Annotated in this window: 11 protein-coding genes; 8 read left to right on the top strand and 3 right to left on the bottom strand. The window is 71.9% G+C overall.

Annotated elements, in window-relative coordinates; genetic code table 11:
• Window positions 1-160: 160 nt before the first annotated feature.
• Both KBX26_RS27760 and KBX26_RS27755 read right to left on the bottom strand, forming a co-directional pair.
• Window positions 161-814, bottom strand: coding sequence for an MBL fold metallo-hydrolase (locus tag KBX26_RS27760; RefSeq protein ID WP_030338345.1), 654 nt, complete (start codon window positions 812-814; stop codon window positions 161-163).
• Between the two features lie 7 nt (window positions 815-821).
• Window positions 822-1,538, bottom strand: a complete 717-nt coding sequence (locus tag KBX26_RS27755) for a maleylpyruvate isomerase family mycothiol-dependent enzyme (RefSeq protein ID WP_030338343.1) — start codon at window positions 1,536-1,538, stop codon at window positions 822-824.
• A gap of 180 nt (window positions 1,539-1,718) precedes the next feature.
• On the opposite strand from KBX26_RS27755, the gene rsgA reads away from it, so the two are divergent.
• The 5 genes from rsgA to KBX26_RS27730 all read left to right on the top strand — a co-directional run bounded on the left by rsgA (window position 1,719) and on the right by KBX26_RS27730 (window position 10,126).
• Window positions 1,719-2,789 (top strand): ribosome small subunit-dependent GTPase A, encoded by a 1,071-nt coding sequence (rsgA, locus tag KBX26_RS27750; RefSeq protein ID WP_210866746.1) that lies wholly within the window; start codon window positions 1,719-1,721, stop codon window positions 2,787-2,789.
• 211 nt (window positions 2,790-3,000) lie between these two features.
• On the top strand, window positions 3,001-5,946 hold the full coding sequence (uvrA, locus tag KBX26_RS27745) for an excinuclease ABC subunit UvrA (RefSeq protein WP_030338339.1): 2,946 nt from the start codon (window positions 3,001-3,003) through the stop codon (window positions 5,944-5,946).
• A gap of 163 nt (window positions 5,947-6,109) precedes the next feature.
• Window positions 6,110-6,595 (top strand): Rieske (2Fe-2S) protein, encoded by a 486-nt coding sequence (locus KBX26_RS27740; RefSeq protein WP_030338337.1) that lies wholly within the window; start codon window positions 6,110-6,112, stop codon window positions 6,593-6,595.
• Between the two features lie 261 nt (window positions 6,596-6,856).
• Window positions 6,857-8,845, top strand: a complete 1,989-nt coding sequence (gene uvrC / locus KBX26_RS27735) for an excinuclease ABC subunit UvrC (RefSeq protein ID WP_210866745.1) — start codon at window positions 6,857-6,859, stop codon at window positions 8,843-8,845.
• A gap of 618 nt (window positions 8,846-9,463) precedes the next feature.
• Window positions 9,464-10,126: a C39 family peptidase gene (locus tag KBX26_RS27730; RefSeq protein WP_210866744.1), complete on the top strand. Its 663-nt coding sequence runs from the start codon at window positions 9,464-9,466 to the stop codon at window positions 10,124-10,126.
• Window positions 10,127-10,208: 82 nt separating this feature from the next.
• Here KBX26_RS27730 and recQ read toward each other — a convergent pair whose 3' ends face one another.
• Window positions 10,209-12,053: a DNA helicase RecQ gene (gene recQ, locus KBX26_RS27725; protein WP_210866743.1), complete on the bottom strand. Its 1,845-nt coding sequence runs from the start codon at window positions 12,051-12,053 to the stop codon at window positions 10,209-10,211.
• A gap of 280 nt (window positions 12,054-12,333) precedes the next feature.
• Between recQ and rapZ the strand changes: the two genes are divergently transcribed.
• Genes rapZ through whiA form a run of 3 tightly spaced genes read left to right on the top strand, consistent with a single transcriptional unit; the run spans window position 12,334 to window position 15,350 of the window.
• On the top strand, window positions 12,334-13,236 hold the full coding sequence (gene rapZ, locus KBX26_RS27720; RefSeq protein WP_156057957.1) for an RNase adapter RapZ: 903 nt from the start codon (window positions 12,334-12,336) through the stop codon (window positions 13,234-13,236).
• Window positions 13,233-14,315, top strand: a complete 1,083-nt coding sequence (locus KBX26_RS27715; protein WP_210866742.1) for a 2-phospho-L-lactate transferase CofD family protein — start codon at window positions 13,233-13,235, stop codon at window positions 14,313-14,315. The genes rapZ and KBX26_RS27715 overlap by 4 nt, the downstream gene beginning before the upstream one ends.
• A gap of 54 nt (window positions 14,316-14,369) precedes the next feature.
• The gene (whiA, locus tag KBX26_RS27710; protein WP_030337350.1) at window positions 14,370-15,350 is read left to right on the top strand and encodes a DNA-binding protein WhiA; all 981 of its coding nucleotides are present in this window, start codon (window positions 14,370-14,372) and stop codon (window positions 15,348-15,350) included.
• Window positions 15,351-15,450 lie beyond the last annotated feature (100 nt).

The following is a 15,450-nucleotide window of genomic DNA, read 5'->3' as shown; positions in this document are numbered from 1 at the left end:
GCCCGGCTCCGGGCGGTCAGGCTTGATCCCTGCGCCGGGCGCGGCGGGCCCCCGCCCCCGGTCGTGGTTCGGGCTCGCGCGGGGGGTGCCGCCTACCGTCGGTGGTGGGCTTGATCTTGGTGGTTCTCGGTCGACGTGGGGTCTTGGGTTGGCGGTGGGGTTACCAGCCTCGGGCTTTCCACTGGGGGAGGGCGGGGCGTTCGGCGCCCAACGTGCTGTCCTTGCCGTGGCCCGGGTAGAACCAGGTGTCGTCCGGCAGCTTGTCGAACAGCTTCTGCTCGACGTCGCCGATCAGCGCCGCGAACCGCTCCGGGTCCTTGTCGGTGTTGCCGACGCCACCAGGGAAGAGACTGTCGCCGGTGAACAGGTGCGGGGTGCCGGCCGGGTCGCGGTAGAGAAGCGCGATCGAACCCGGGGTGTGGCCCTTGACGTGGATGACCTCCAGCGCGCAGTCGCCGACCGCCACGGTGTCGCCGTCGGCCAGCCGCTCCGCCTCGATCGGCAGGCCCGCCGCGTCGTCGGCGTGCACCAGCGCCCGGGCGCCGGTCTTGGCGACGACCTCCTCCAGCGCCACCCAGTGATCCATGTGCTGGTGGGTCGTCACCACGGCGGTGAGCCCACCGTCGCCGATCAGGTCGAGCAGCCGGGGTGCCTCGTTGGCGGCGTCGATCAGCACCTGGTCACCGGTGGCCGTGCAGCGCAGCAGGTAGGCGTTGTTGTCCATCGGGCCCACCGACAGCTTGCTGATGGTCAGCCCGGCCAAGTCCCGAACCGCGGGTGCGCCGCCGTTCGTGACGTCTCCGTTGTATGTCATGACGTTTCTATATCCATTCCGGTGGAGTAGGCAGGGGACCGTCAGGGATGACGGAGAGCGGGGCGCCGTCGGCGCGGCCGATCAGCCAGGCGGCGAGGTCGGGGGCGGGACCGGCGACGACCGGGGCGCCGACCCGCTCCCCGATCACCACCTCGTGCTCGCTGCCGTCGAGACGGAGCACCATCGACGGGGGCGTCGGACCGGTGCCGTGATGGCTGGCCGCCTCGCGCAGCAGTCGGTGGGCGAACGCCTCCGACCAGTCCGTGGCCCGGTAGTCGGCGGCCAGATCGAGGTGGTGCACCTCGATCTCCCGGAGCCGACCCCAGACCAGCAGCGCGGCCGGCCACGGGCCCTTACGCGCCTGCACCGTCGCCGCCCACGCCTCGGTCGGCATCGCCGCGACCGCCTCGGCGAACAGGTCCGCGGTGCGGCGCAGGTCGTCCAGGTGCGCGGCCGGTGGTCGGCCCGAACCGGCTTCGATGTCCGCCGTGCGGGCCTCCAACGAGGCGTACATCGGCAGGGCCTCCCCGGTGCGGGCCGAGGTGAGCAGGTTGACGAAGCCGTCGGCGTTGCGCGCCACGTGCGCCAGCACGTGGCCGCGCGTCCAGCCCGGCAGCAGCGACGCGGCAGCCAGGTCCGCGGCGTCGAAAGACGCGGCGGTACGGAGTAGTCGGCTGGTGGCCGCGTCCACCTCGCCCATCAGCAGCAGCGGATCCGTGGTCACCCGTCGACAGTAGCGGTCCGCCGCCCGCGGCGTCGCCGGGGAAATCGCTTTCGGCGCGTCGGCGCACGACCTACCGTCAGCGGCAGACGCGGCACCGGGACATCGGACGGAGGTGGTTGATCATGCCGGACGTGGCACGCGTGTTCCGCCATCACCAGCTTCGACACCGATGAGGATGCTATGACGATCGATCTGACCGCCCTCGGCTGGGACGCCGAGCGAGCGGCGTACGCCGCGCGCCGCGGCGAGCACCAGCCGGGTCGGGTGGCCCGGGTGGACCGGGGGGTCTGCACGGTGCTGACCACCGTCGGCCCGGTCCGGGCCAGCCTGGGCGGGGCGGTGCTGACCGTCGCCGCGTGGGACCCGTCCGCGCTGCCCTGCGCCGGGGACTGGGTGCTGCTCACCCACTGGCCGGACCGCCGGGTCACCGTGGAGACGGTGCTGCCGCGGCGCGGCGCGCTGATCCGGCGTACCGCCGGCAAGGACGCCAGCGGCCAGGTGCTGGCCGCCAACCTCGACGCCGCCGCCGTGGTCGAGCCGGTGCACCCCGAGCCGGACGTGGGCCGGATCGAGCGACTGCTCTCCCTGGCCCACGAGTCCGGCGCCCGACCCCTGGTCGTACTGACCAAGGCGGACCTGGCGGCCGACCCGGGCGCGCTGGCCCGCCAGTTGGCCGCTGTCGCCCCCGGGGTGCCGGTGCTGCCGGTCAGCGCCGAACGTGGCCTCGGGCTGGACCCGCTGCGCGCCGAGGTGGCCCCCGGTCGCACGCTCGGCCTGCTCGGCCCGTCCGGTGCCGGCAAGTCGAGCCTGGTCAACGCCCTCGTCGGGGCGGTGATGATGCCCACCCAGGCGATCCGGCGGGTGGACGGCAAGGGTCGGCACACCACCACCTGGCGGGCTCTCGTACCCGTCCCCGGCGGCGGCGCGGTGATCGACACGCCCGGCGTGCGGGCGGTCGGTCTGCTGGACGGCGCGGCCGGGCTCGACCGGGCGTTCGCCGACATCGCCGGGCTGGCCGAGGGCTGCCGGTACGCCGACTGCGGCCACGACGGCGAGCCGGCCTGCGCGGTCCGGGAGGCGCTGCACACCGGCGAGCTCTCCACCCGTCGGTGGGACAGTTGGCGGCGGCTGCAGGGTGAGGTGGCCCACGAGAGTCGACGGCGGGAGGCGCGGGTGGCGGCGGAGCGGCGCGGCGGGTGGCGTTCGGCCCGACGTCGCGCGGCGCGTCCGCCGACGCCCGGGGGCTACTGACCGTGGTTCGCGGCCGACCGGCCGGGGCTCCCGGCCGGCTGCGGGCCGGGCGGCCGACCGGGCTGAGCTGGGGGAATGTGCGGGCGAGGGAAACTGTCGTACCTCGGGGCTAGAGTTGCCGAGGCGTGTTTTCCGCGCCCGCACGACCGCTCAAGAGCACCCAGAGCGGGACACATCCTTCGCTTCATCTTCTCCCGGGAGTACACGCACTGTGGCCGACCGACTGATCATCCGTGGCGCGCGCGAGCACAACCTGCGTGACGTCAGTCTCGACCTGCCCCGGGACGCACTCATCGTGTTCACCGGGCTGTCCGGGTCGGGCAAGTCGAGCCTGGCCTTCGATACGATCTTCGCCGAGGGGCAGCGCCGCTACGTCGAGTCGCTCTCCTCGTACGCCCGGCAGTTCCTCGGCCAGATGGACAAGCCGGACGTCGACTTCATCGAGGGCCTGAGCCCGGCCGTCTCGATCGACCAGAAGTCCACCTCGCGTAATCCGCGTTCGACGGTCGGCACCATCACCGAGGTCTACGACTACCTCCGCCTGCTCTACGCCCGCATCGGTGAGCCGCACTGCCCGGTCTGCGGCGAGCGCATCTCCCGGCAGAGCCCGCAGCAGATCGTCGACCGGGTCCTCGCCATGGCCGAGGGCACCAAGTTCATGGTGCTCGCCCCGGTGATCCGGGGCCGCAAGGGCGAATACGTCGACCTCTTCGCCGAGCTGCAGGCCAAGGGCTACGCCCGGGCCCGGGTCGACGGCGTGGTGCACCCGCTGACCGAGCCGCCGAAGCTCAAGAAGCAGGAGAAGCACACCATCGAGGTGGTGATCGACCGGCTCACCGTCAAGCCGAGCGCCAAGCAGCGGCTCACCGACTCGGTCGAGGCCGCGCTGGGGCTGTCCAGCGGTCTGGTCCTGCTCGACTTCGTCGACCTGCCGGAAGACGACCCGGACCGCGAGCGCCGCTACTCCGAGCACCTGGCCTGCCCCAACGACCACCCGCTGGCCATCGAGGATCTCGAGCCCCGGGTCTTCTCCTTCAACGCGCCGTACGGCGCCTGCCCGGAGTGCACCGGCCTGGGCACCAAGAAGGAGGTCGACCCGGAGCTGCTGGTCCCCGACCCGGAGCGCAGCCTGCGCGAGGGCGCCATCCAGCCCTGGTCCACCGGGCACAACCTGGAATACTTCCTGCGCCTGCTGGAGGCGCTCGGCGAGGCTCAGCACTTCGACATCGACACCCCGTGGCGGGCGTTGCCGGCGCGGGCCCAGAAGACGATCCTGCACGGCTCCGACGACCAGGTGCACGTGCGGTACCGCAACAAGTACGGCCGTGAGCGCTCCTACTACACCGGCTTCGAGGGCGTGGTGCAGTGGATCGAGCGCCGGCACTCCGACACCGAGTCCGAGTGGTCCCGCGACAAGTACGAGGGCTACATGCGCGACGTGCCGTGCGCGGCGTGCGGCGGTGCCCGACTCAAGCCCGAGGTGCTCGCGGTCACGTTGGCCGGCAAGAGCATCGCCGAGGTCTGCAACCTGTCCGTGGGGGAGTGCGCCGACCTGCTCGCCGGCATCGAGCTGACCGACCGGCAGAAGATGATCGCGGAGCGGGTCCTCAAGGAGATCAACGCCCGGTTGCGGTTCCTGCTCGACGTCGGCCTGGACTACCTCTCCCTGGACCGCCCGGCCGGCACGCTCTCCGGCGGTGAGGCACAGCGCATCCGGCTGGCCACCCAGATCGGCTCCGGTCTGGTGGGCGTGCTCTACGTGCTCGACGAGCCGTCGATCGGGCTGCACCAGCGCGACAACCACCGGCTGATCGAGACCCTGATCCGGTTGCGCGGGCTGGGCAACACGCTGATCGTGGTGGAGCACGACGAGGACACCATCCGCACCGCCGACTGGATCGTCGACATCGGGCCGGGCGCGGGTGAGCACGGCGGCAAGATCGTGCACAGCGGCTCGGTGCCGGCGCTGCTGAAGAACAAGGAGTCGATCACCGGGGCGTACCTGTCCGGTCGGCGGTCGATCCCGACGCCGACGGGCCGCCGCCCGCAGGATCCGGCCCGTGAGCTGGTGGTGCACGGCGCACGGGAGCACAACCTGCGCAACCTGACCGTCTCGTTCCCACTGGGCCAGCTGATCGCCGTCACCGGGGTCAGCGGCTCGGGCAAGTCGACGCTGGTCAACGACATCCTCTACGCGGTGCTGGCGAACCAGATCAACGGCGCCCGGCTGGTGCCCGGCCGGCACACCCGGGTCTCCGGTCTGGAGCACGTGGACAAGGTCGTCGGCGTGGACCAGTCACCGATCGGTCGGACGCCGCGTTCCAACCCGGCCACCTACACCGGCGTCTGGGACCACGTCCGCAAGCTCTTCGCCGAGACGACCGAGGCGAAGGTGCGCGGGTACGGCCCTGGGCGGTTCTCCTTCAACGTCAAGGGCGGTCGCTGCGAGGCGTGCTCGGGTGACGGCACCATCAAGATCGAGATGAACTTCCTCCCCGACGTGTACGTCCCCTGCGAGGTCTGCAAGGGCGCCCGGTACAACCGGGAGACCCTGGAGGTGCACTACAAGGGCAAGACCGTCTCGGACGTGCTGGAGATGCCGATCGAGGAGGCCGCCGAGTTCTTCTCCGCCATCCCGGCCATCCACCGGCACCTGAAGACGCTCGTCGACGTCGGCCTGGGCTACGTCCGCCTCGGTCAGCCCGCGCCGACCCTCTCCGGTGGTGAGGCGCAGCGGGTCAAGCTCGCCTCCGAGCTGCAGAAGCGCTCCACCGGGCGGACGGTCTACGTGCTCGACGAGCCGACCACCGGTCTGCACTTCGAGGACATCCGCAAGCTGCTGATGGTGCTGGAAGGGCTGGTCGACAAGGGCAACACGGTGATCACCATCGAGCACAACCTCGACGTGATCAAGACCGCCGACTGGCTGATCGACATGGGCCCCGAGGGCGGCCACCGGGGCGGCACCGTGCTCGCCACCGGCACCCCAGAGGAGGTCGCCGAGGTGGCGGAGAGCCACACCGGCCAGTTCCTGCGCCAGGTGCTCAAGCTCGACGGCGAGGCCAAGGGTGCGGCCGCCGCCACCACCCGGGCCGCCAAGGCCAACGGCGCCACCAAGGCACGGGCCAGCCGCAAGGTGCCGGCCGGCGCGCGCTGACCTCGCTGTGCGTGTTCGTCGGGCGGGGCGGGTCGGATGACGACCCGCCCCGCCCCATTTGCCGGGTCGGCCGGATGCCGCCATGAACCATCCGGCACAGTTGCGCGTGTGGAGAAGTGTGGCCGGCTTCCGACCGGCGCAGCGGGCCAGAGAGAGGCGAGGCATGAGTGACGATCAGGCGCTGACCGGTTCGGGTACCCAGACACGCCGTACCCTGCTCACCGGCGTCGGGGCGGTCGGCGCGGCCGTCGTCCTGGCTGCCTGCGGCAGCGACGACGGCGGCAGCGGCAGTGACGCACCCACCAGTGGGGGCCCCGCAGTGCCCAGCACCGGCGACGCCGGCGGCGGCGACCGGCAGAACGCCCAGTCGTTGGCCACCACCACCGACATCCCGGTCGGGGGTGGCAAGGTCCTCGCCGCCGAGGGCGTGGTCATCACCCAGCCCACGGCGGGTCAGTTCAAGGGATTCAGCCCGATCTGTACGCACCAGAACTGCCCGGTGACGAACGTCGACGGCGGCACCATCAACTGCACCTGCCACAACAGCAAGTTCTCGATCGAGGACGGCTCGGTGAAGGCCGGCCCGGCCACGAAGCCGCTGCCGCCGAAGAACATCAAGGTCACCGGCGACCAGATCTCGCTGGCCTGATCGCCGCCGGGCTGGTCTGGCGGCTGGGCTGGTCTGGCGGCTGGGCTGGTCTGATCGCCGGGCCGCGGGCTGGTCTGACGGCCGGACTGGCGTGACCGCCGGGCCGCCGAGCTGGTCTGGTGGTTGGGCCGGCGCCGCTTGATCGACTCGCGTTTCGGGAAGTCGGGGTGTCCGTGGCGTGCCGACACCCCGACCTCCGGGACGCCGAGTGGATCACGCGCCTGCCGGGGGCTGTCGGTGCCGCGGACTAGGCTTGCTGGCGTGGCTGACCCCTCTACCTACCGCCCCGCACCCGGCACCATCCCGGAGCTACCGGGGGTCTACCGCTTCCGCGACGGCACCGGCCGGGTGATCTACGTCGGCAAGGCGCGCAATCTGCGCAGCCGGCTCAACTCCTACTTCGGCGACGTCTGGAACCTGCACGAGCGCACCCGTCAGATGGTCACCACCGCCGAGTCGGTGGACTGGATCACCGTCGGCACCGAGGTCGAGGCACTCCAGCAGGAGTTCACCTGGATCAAGCAGTACGACCCGCGGTTCAACGTCCGCTACCGCGACGACAAGTCGTACCCCTATCTCGCCGTCACCCTCGACGAGGAGTACCCGCGGCTGCAGGTGATGCGCGGCGCCAAGCGCAAGGGCGTGCGTTACTTCGGCCCGTATTCGCACGCCTGGGCGATCCGGGAGACCCTCGACCTGCTGCTGCGGGTGTTCCCCGCCCGGACCTGCTCCGCCGGGGTCTTCAAGCGGGCCGGTCAGGTCGGTCGTCCCTGCCTGCTCGGCTACATCGGCAAGTGCTCGGCCCCGTGCGTCGGCACTGTCTCCGCCGACGAGCACCGGGCCATCGTCGACGGGTTCTGCGATTTCATGGCCGGGCGCACCGACACCATGGTCCGCAAGATCGAACGCGAGATGACCGAGGCGAGCGAGCAACTGGAGTTCGAGCGGGCCGCCCGGCTGCGCGACGACGTGGCAGCGCTGCGCCGGGCCATGGAGAAGCAGACAGTGGTGCTGGGCGACGGCACCGACGCGGACGTGGTCGCGTTCGCCGACGACCCGCTCGAGGCGGCCGTGCAGGTCTTCCACGTCCGCGACGGCCGGGTCCGCGGCCAGCGCGGCTGGGTGGTGGAGAAGACCGAGGACCTGACCACCGGAGACCTGGTGCACCACTTCTGCACCCAGGTGTACGGCGGCGAGCACGGCGAGGCCGACGTGCCCCGCGAGCTGCTCGTGCCCGAGCTGCCAGCGGACGCCGACGCACTTGCCGACTGGCTCTCCAGCCACCGGGGCAGTCGGGTGTCGCTACGGGTGCCGCAGCGTGGCGACAAGCGCTCCCTGATGGAGACGGTGGAACGCAACGCCAAGGACGCGCTGGCCCGGCACAAGCTGAAGCGCTCCGGTGACCTGACCACCCGGGGCAAGGCACTGGACGAGATCAGCGAGGCGCTGGGCATGAGCACGTCGCCGCTGCGCATCGAGTGTTTCGACATCTCCCAGATCCAGGGCACCGACGTGGTCGCCAGCATGGTGGTCTTCGAGGACGGGCTACCCCGCAAGAGCGAATACCGGCGGTTCATCGTCCGGGGCGCCACCGACGACCTCTCCGCGATGTCCGAGGTGCTTCGCCGCCGCTTCGCCCGCTACCTGGACGCCAGGGCCGAGACGGGCGAGGTGGGCGTGGAGTCGGCCGACGACCAGGCCGCCCCGCAGGATGCGGTCGAGCCGCAGGTCGGCGTCCTGATCGATCCGACGACCGGCCGGCCGCGCAAATTCGCGTACCCGCCGCAGCTGGTGGTCGTCGACGGCGGTGCCCCACAGGTCGCAGCCGCCGCGCAGGCCCTGGCCGACCTGGGCATCGACGACGTGGCGCTGTGCGGGCTGGCCAAGCGGCTGGAGGAGGTGTGGCTGCCGGACGACGAGTTCCCGGTCATCCTTCCGCGTACCTCGGAAGGGCTCTACCTGCTGCAACGGGTGCGTGACGAGGCCCACCGGTTCGCCATCACCTTCCACCGGCAACGCCGCTCGAAGCGGATGACCGAGTCGGCACTCGACCACGTGCCCGGCCTGGGGGAGGTCCGGCGCAAAGCGCTGTTGCGGCACTTCGGTTCGCTCAAGCGACTCTCGGCCGCAACTGTCGAAGAGATCACGGAGGTGCCGGGGGTCGGTCGGCGCACCGCCGAGGCGATCCTGGCCGCCCTCGACAAGGACACGAAGGCCGTCGACGGCGCGGAGGCGAAACCCAACGCCTGATCCTGTGATGCCGGGTGTCCCGGGTGCGAAGCAGGCGTGATCGACTCGGGTTTCATGAAGTCGCGGTGTCCCAGGCGCGCGGATGCCGCGTCTTCCTGAAACCCGAGTCGATCACGCCGCTGTGTCCGCTGTGTCCGGGTCGCCAGCCGTCGAGGCAGGCGTCGGGTCGGCGGTTTGTCGGGTTTGGGTGGGGGTGTCGGGTGGTCGGGGCCACCCCGCGCGTGGAATCGGGGGCCGGGCGGGGTCGTTATACCTGGCAGACCACCGCGCCCCCGGCCCGGTGGAGAGCAGCCGCCGGGAACACCCGCCCGGCCGCCACGGTTACACCCCCCGCGCGGCCGAGCACCACCGGCCGGCCCCAGGTAGGCGAAACCAGCCAGGCCCGAGCACCACCGGCCAGCCCTGGTAGGCGGAACCAGCCAGGCCCGGCATCACAACAGGGCCGATGGGCAGGCGGAATGACCCGCCACCGCCAACCGTTACACCCTGTCCCGACGCCGACCCCTCAGCGGGTCGCCGGGCACCCCGCGAACGTCCCCGCACGGCCACACCCCCCACGGGCACACCCCCCGGTTCAGTGCCTGTGCGGTTTCCCCCGATGCAGAGGAGCACGCCATCATGCGTACCGATCTGATCCGTAAGACCGCCCTGACCGCCGCCGGCCTCGCCTTCACCGGCGGCGCCATCGCCGGCCCCGTCACCACCGCCTTCGCCGCCCCGAACACCAGCAAGCCCGCGTCGCAGACCCAGACCGACCGCAAGGGCCACGGCGAGCGTCAGCTCGGCGTGCGCTACGAGGCCCAGCCGAACTTCTACTACTGCGGCCCCGCCGCCGCCCGTAACGCCCTGTCCGTGCAGGGCAAGGACATCAGCGTCGACGCCATGGCCAAGGAGATGGGCACCACCGAGGCCGGCACCAACTCCATCAACGACATCACCCCCGTGCTGAACAAGGAGACCGGTAAGAACGACGCCTACCGGTCGGTGGAGATCAGCACGCCCGCCGCGGATGACAAGCAGACCGACCAGCTGCGCGCCGACGTTGTGAAGACCGTCGACGACGGCCGGGCCGTGGTCGCCAACATCGCCGGCACCACCACCGACACCGACGGTGGTATCCACTCCTTCGAGGGCGGGCACTACATCAGCGTCGTCGGCTACCGCGACAACGGCAACACCGTCAAGATCGCCGACTCCGCCAACCCGGACACCGCCTCCTACGAGGTCACCGTCGAGCACCTCGCCGACTGGATCGCCACCCGCGGCTACGCCACCAGCTGACCCACACCACACCAACACACAGCACCCCAGCACACAGCCGAAGGGCCGGACCCCACCACGGGGCCCGGCCCTTCGGCGTGCCTCAGTCGGTGGCGAGGACGGCCAGGATCTGCTCGCCGTACTTGGCGAGTTTGTTCTCGCCGACCCCGCTGACCCGGGACAGGTCGGCCAGTGTGCGGGGCGCGTCGCTGGCGATCTGTCGCAGGGTGGCGTCGTGGAAGATCACGTACGCCGGAACGCCCTGCTCTTTGGCGGTGGTCGCTCGCCAGCCGCGCAGCCGCTCGAACAGCGACGCGGCGGCCGGGGTCAGCTCGGCCACGACGGTGGCCGAGCCGCGCGGCTTCGACGAGCGGCTCGACGGCGCCTTCTCCGGCTCGCGGCGCATCGTGACGGTGCGGCGACGACCCAGGACGTCGGCGCTGGCCTCGGTCAGCGCGAGCGTGCCGTAGTCACCTTCGACGGCGAGCAGCCCTTCGGCGAGCAGTTGCCGGACCACGCCCCGCCACTCGGCCTCACTGAGCTCGGCGCCGATGCCGAAGACGGTCAGCGAGTCGTGACCGTACTGGCTGATCTTGTCGGTCTGCTTGCCGAGCAGGATGTCGATGCAGTGCCCGGCACCGAAGCGCTGGTTGCGTTCGCGGTCGAGGCGGAAGACGGCGGACAGCAACTTCTGGGCGGCGACAGTGCCGTCCCAGGACTCCGGTGGGGTGAGGCAGGTGTCGCAGTTGCCGCAGGCGGTCGTCGTCGTCTCGCCGAAGTATTCGAGCAACTGGACCCGCCGGCAGCGGACCGTCTCGCAGAGGGCGAGCATCGCGTCCAGGTGGGCGGCGAGGTTGCGGCGGTGGGCGAGGTCGCCGTCGGACGTCTCGATCATCTTGCGTTGCTGGACGACGTCCTGCAGCCCGTACGCCAGCCAGGCGGTGGACGGCAGGCCGTCCCGGCCGGCGCGGCCGGTCTCCTGGTAGTAGCCCTCGACGGACTTGGGCAGGTCGAGGTGGGCGACGAACCTGACGTCGGGCTTGTCGATGCCCATGCCGAAGGCGATGGTGGCCACCATGACCAGGCCGTCCTCGCGCAGGAAGCGTTGCTGGTTGGCGGCGCGGGTGCCCGCGTCCAGCCCTGCGTGGTAGGGCAGGGCGGCGATGCCGTTGGCGGTGAGGAACTCCGCCGTCTTGTCGACCGAGGCCCGGGACAGGCAGTAGACGATGCCGGCGTCGCCGGGGTGCTCGTCGCGCAGCAGGGTCAGCAGCTGCTTGCGGGGCTCGCGCTTGGGCACGATCCGGTACTGGATGTTGGGCCGATCGAAGCTGGCCACGAAGTGTCGGGCGTCGTCGAGCTTGAGTCGGGTCGCGATCTCGGTGCGGGTGGCGCTGGTCGCGGTGGCGGTCAGTGCGATCCGGGGGACCTGCGGCCAGCGTTCGTGCAGCATCGACAGCGCGAGGTAGTCGGGGCGGAAGTCGTGCCCCCACTGGGACACGCAGTGCGCCTCGTCGATCGCGAACAGCGAGATGCGCCCGCGGTCCAGCAGGGCGAGGGTGGACCGGACGCCGAGCGCCTCCGGGGCCAGGTAGAGCAGGTCCAGCTCACCGGCGACGAAGGCGGCCTCCACCCGCCGCCGGGCGTCCAGGGTCTGGGTCGAGTTGAGGAACCCGGCGCGCACGCCGACCGCGGTGAGCGCGTCCACCTGGTCCTGCATGAGCGCGATCAGCGGGGACACCACGACCGCCACCCCTTCGCGGACCAGGGCCGGGATCTGGTAGCACAGGGACTTGCCGCCACCGGTGGGCATCAACACCAGCGCGTCGCCGCCGGCGACCACGTGGTCGATCACGTCCTGCTGGAAGCCACGGAACGCGTCGTAGCCGAAGACCCGGCCCAGCACATCCAGGGCGTCGGAGGCGGTACGCAGGTCGGTGGGAGAAGCCATCCGGGGAGTCTACGAGCCGACCCCGACAGCGCCCGCCCGGCGCACCCGGACCGGTGCGTCGGCCGGGGGAGCGGTCCGGGCGCGATCGGCATGAACCCAGCCGTACGCGGTGTCGGGAGGGCGACCGTCGCACGGTCCGCGGGGCATCGCCCGGCCACGGGTGCCCGGCCCTGACCCGACGGCGGGATAGAGTCGCTGATTGACCAATCGCGGCCGACGGCGGCCGCGGCGCCACGGCTTGGGGGTACGGGTGAGCGAGGCGCGCACAGCCGGTGACCGGATCGACGGCCCGGAGGCCGACGACGAGCAGTCGGCGGCCGAGTCGGAAACCACTCTCGTGGTGGTCACCGGCCTCTCCGGGGGTGGCCGCAGCACTGTCGCCCGGGCGTTGGAGAACGTCGGCTATTACGTCGTGGACAACCTGCCGCAGGCCCTGATGCTGGACATGGCCGAGCTGGCGTTCAAGGCGGGCGGTGCGGCCCGGCGTACCGCCATGGTGCTGGACGTGCGGTCGCGGGCCTTCTCCACTGACCTGGCCGGGGCCATCCGGGAGCTCAAGGAGCGCGGGTTCTCGCCCCGGGTGGTCTTCGTCGACGCCGACGACGAGGTGCTGATCCGGCGGTTCGAGAGTGTTCGGCGTTCGCACCCGTTGCAGGGTGACGGGCGGTTGGCCGACGGCATCGCCGTGGAGCGCGGTCTGCTGGAGGAGGCCCGCGACCAGGCCGACGTGATCATCGACACCAGCCACCTGAACGTCAACCAGCTCCGGCGGCGCATCGAGGAGCTGTTCGGCGGCGAGGACGCCCGCCGGCTGCGGGTCACCGTGTTGTCGTTCGGCTTCAAGTACGGCCTGCCACCGGACGCCGACTTCGTGCTGGACGCCCGCTTCCTGCCCAACCCCTACTGGGTGCCGGAGCTGCGTGAGCACACCGGGCGGGAGGAGGCGGTCAGTGCGTACGTGCTGGGTCAGGAGGGCGCGGACGCCTTCGTCGCCTCGTACGCCGACCTGGTCAACGCCACCACCACCGGCTTCGAGCGGGAGGGCAAGCGGTACCTCACCGTCGCCGTGGGCTGCACCGGCGGCAAGCACCGCAGCGTGGCCATCGCCGAGGAGCTGGCCAGCCGACTGCGGCACTCCGGGCTGGCGGCGAACGCCCAGCACCGTGACCTGGGGCGGGAATGACGACCCGGCGGGTGGTGGCGTTCGGCGGCGGGCACGGGCTGTCCGCCTCGTTGCGCGCGCTGCGCCACTGCGCTCCCGAACTCGACCTCGACATCACCGCAGTGGTCACGGTGGGTGACGACGGCGGCTCCAGTGGCCGGCTGCGGGCCGAGCGGGGTGGTCTGCCCCCGGGTGATCTGCGTCAGGCGCTCGTGGCGTTGGCCGGGGACCACCCGGCCACCCGGCGCAGCGCCGGGCTGTTCCAGCACCGCTTCGCCGCCGTGCCGGTGGGCGTACCCCGATCCGACGGGACCGACCCGGGCCCGGCGGCGGGCGACGACCCGGGCCCGGACGGCCCGGCCCGACACGGTGCGGCCCTGCGCGGCACCGACGGGGCGTCGGCCGGCGGGGACGGTCTGGCCGGGCACGCGGTGGGCAACCTGGTGCTCTGCGGCCTGATGGAGCTGCTCGGCGACCCGGTGGCGGCGCTGGAACACGCCGGCGCGATGCTCGGCGCGGTGGGCCGGGTGTTGCCGATGTCCCGACAACCGGTCGGGATCGAGGCCCGGGTACGCGGCGCCGACCCGGCCGCCCCCGACGAGGTGCGCACGGTCACCGGCCAGCACCAGGTGGCCGTCACCACCGGACGGGTCGAGTCGCTGCGCCTCACCCCGAGCGCCCCACCGGCCTGCGCCGAGGCCATCGAGGCGATCCGGGCGGCCGACTGGCTGATCTTCGGGCCGGGCAGCTGGTACACCAGCGTGCTGCCGCACCTGCTGGTGCCGCAGTTGGCCGACGCCATCGTGTCCACCTCGGCCCGGCGGCTGGTCACGCTGAACCTCGCTGCGGAGAAGGAGACCCTCGGGCTCTCCGTCGCCGACCACCTCGCGGCGCTGCACTGGTACCTGCCCGAGCTGAAGGTGGATCTCGTGCTCGCCGACGCCAAGGCGGTGGGTGACCCCGAACCGGTCGAACGTGCGGCAGAATCGCTGGGTGCCCGCCTGGTCCTCGCCCCCGTCGCCGTTGTCGACGGGACTCCCCGCCATGATCCGGCTGCCCTGGGCGCCGCGCTGGTGCCTGTCCTGGGCGCCGATCGTTAGACACGTACGTAATCTCCGGCGACACGCCGGAACAGGTCCGTGAGGGGACGCACAATGGCGATGACGGCCGCGGTCAAGGACGAGCTGAGTCGGGTCGACGTGCCCAAGCCCTGCTGCCGGCGGGCGGAGATGGCCGCGCTGCTGCGCTTCGCCGGCGGGTTGCACATCGTCTCCGGCCGGGTGGTGGTGGAGGCAGAACTGGACACCGGGGCGGTTGCCCGGCGGCTGCGCCGGGAGATCGCCGAGGTCTACGGCTATCCCAGCGAGATCCACGTGCTGGCCTCCGGTGGGCTGCGCAAGGGCAGCCACTTCATCGTGCGGGTGGTCAAGGACGGTGAGGCCCTCGCCCGGCAGACCGGGCTGCTCGACGTGCGGGGCCGTCCGGTGCGCGGTCTGCCCCCGCACGTGGTGGCGGCGAACGTCTGCTGCGCGGTGTCCGCGTGGCGGGGCGCGTTCATGGCCCACGGCTCGCTCACCGAGCCCGGCCGCTCCAGCGCGCTGGAGATCACCTGCCCGGGGCCGGAGTCGGCGCTGGCGCTGGTCGGCGCGGCCCGGCGCATCGGCATCACCGCGAAGAACCGTGAGGTACGCGGGGTGGACCGGGTGGTCGTCAAGGACGGCGACGCGATCGCCGCGCTGCTCACCCGGATCGGCGCGCACTCCAGCGTGCTGGCCTGGGAGGAGCGCCGGGTACGCCGGGAGGTGCGGGCCACCGCCAACCGGCTCGCCAACTTCGACGACGCCAACCTGCGCCGTTCGGCGCGGGCGGCGGTCGCCGCGGCCGCCCGGGTCACCCGCGCGCTGGAGATCCTGGCCGACGAGGCGCCCAACCACCTGACCGACGCCGGGCGGCTGCGCCTGGAGCACCGGCAGGCGTCGCTGGAGGAGTTGGGGGCGCTGGCCGACCCCCCGCTGACCAAGGACGCCATCGCCGGGCGGATCCGCCGGCTCCTGGCGCTGGCCGACAAGCGGGCCCGGGACCTCGGCATCCCGGATACGGAAGCAGCCGTCACGCCCGACATGCTCGTGGTCTGATAGGACGGTGGGGCCGCACGGTGCGTCCGGGAGCACGACCCGGCGCAGCGTGGTCTCGCACGCTCGGATAGGGTCGCTGCGTACGGCAAGGGGGCCGACA

Origin of the sequence: Micromonospora sp. C97 (genome assembly GCF_018070385.1) — a bacterium.
Lineage (GTDB): Bacteria > Actinomycetota > Actinomycetes > Mycobacteriales > Micromonosporaceae > Micromonospora > Micromonospora parva.
The sequence above is the reverse complement of the archived record's forward strand: the minus strand, read 5'-3'. Positions and strand labels throughout refer to the sequence as shown.

Excerpts from the sequence above, each read along its gene's own strand:
- KBX26_RS27760 (WP_030338345.1), bottom strand. The coding sequence starts at position 814 with ATGACATACAACGGAGACGTCACGAACGGCGGCGCACCCGCGGTTCGG.
- rsgA (WP_210866746.1), top strand. The coding sequence starts at position 1,719 with ATGACGATCGATCTGACCGCCCTCGGCTGGGACGCCGAGCGAGCGGCG.
- KBX26_RS27740 (WP_030338337.1), top strand. The coding sequence starts at position 6,110 with ATGAGTGACGATCAGGCGCTGACCGGTTCGGGTACCCAGACACGCCGT.
- KBX26_RS27730 (WP_210866744.1), top strand. The coding sequence starts at position 9,464 with ATGCGTACCGATCTGATCCGTAAGACCGCCCTGACCGCCGCCGGCCTC.
- recQ (WP_210866743.1), bottom strand. The coding sequence starts at position 12,053 with ATGGCTTCTCCCACCGACCTGCGTACCGCCTCCGACGCCCTGGATGTG.
- KBX26_RS27715 (WP_210866742.1), top strand. The coding sequence starts at position 13,233 with ATGACGACCCGGCGGGTGGTGGCGTTCGGCGGCGGGCACGGGCTGTCC.
- whiA (WP_030337350.1), top strand. The coding sequence starts at position 14,370 with ATGGCGATGACGGCCGCGGTCAAGGACGAGCTGAGTCGGGTCGACGTG.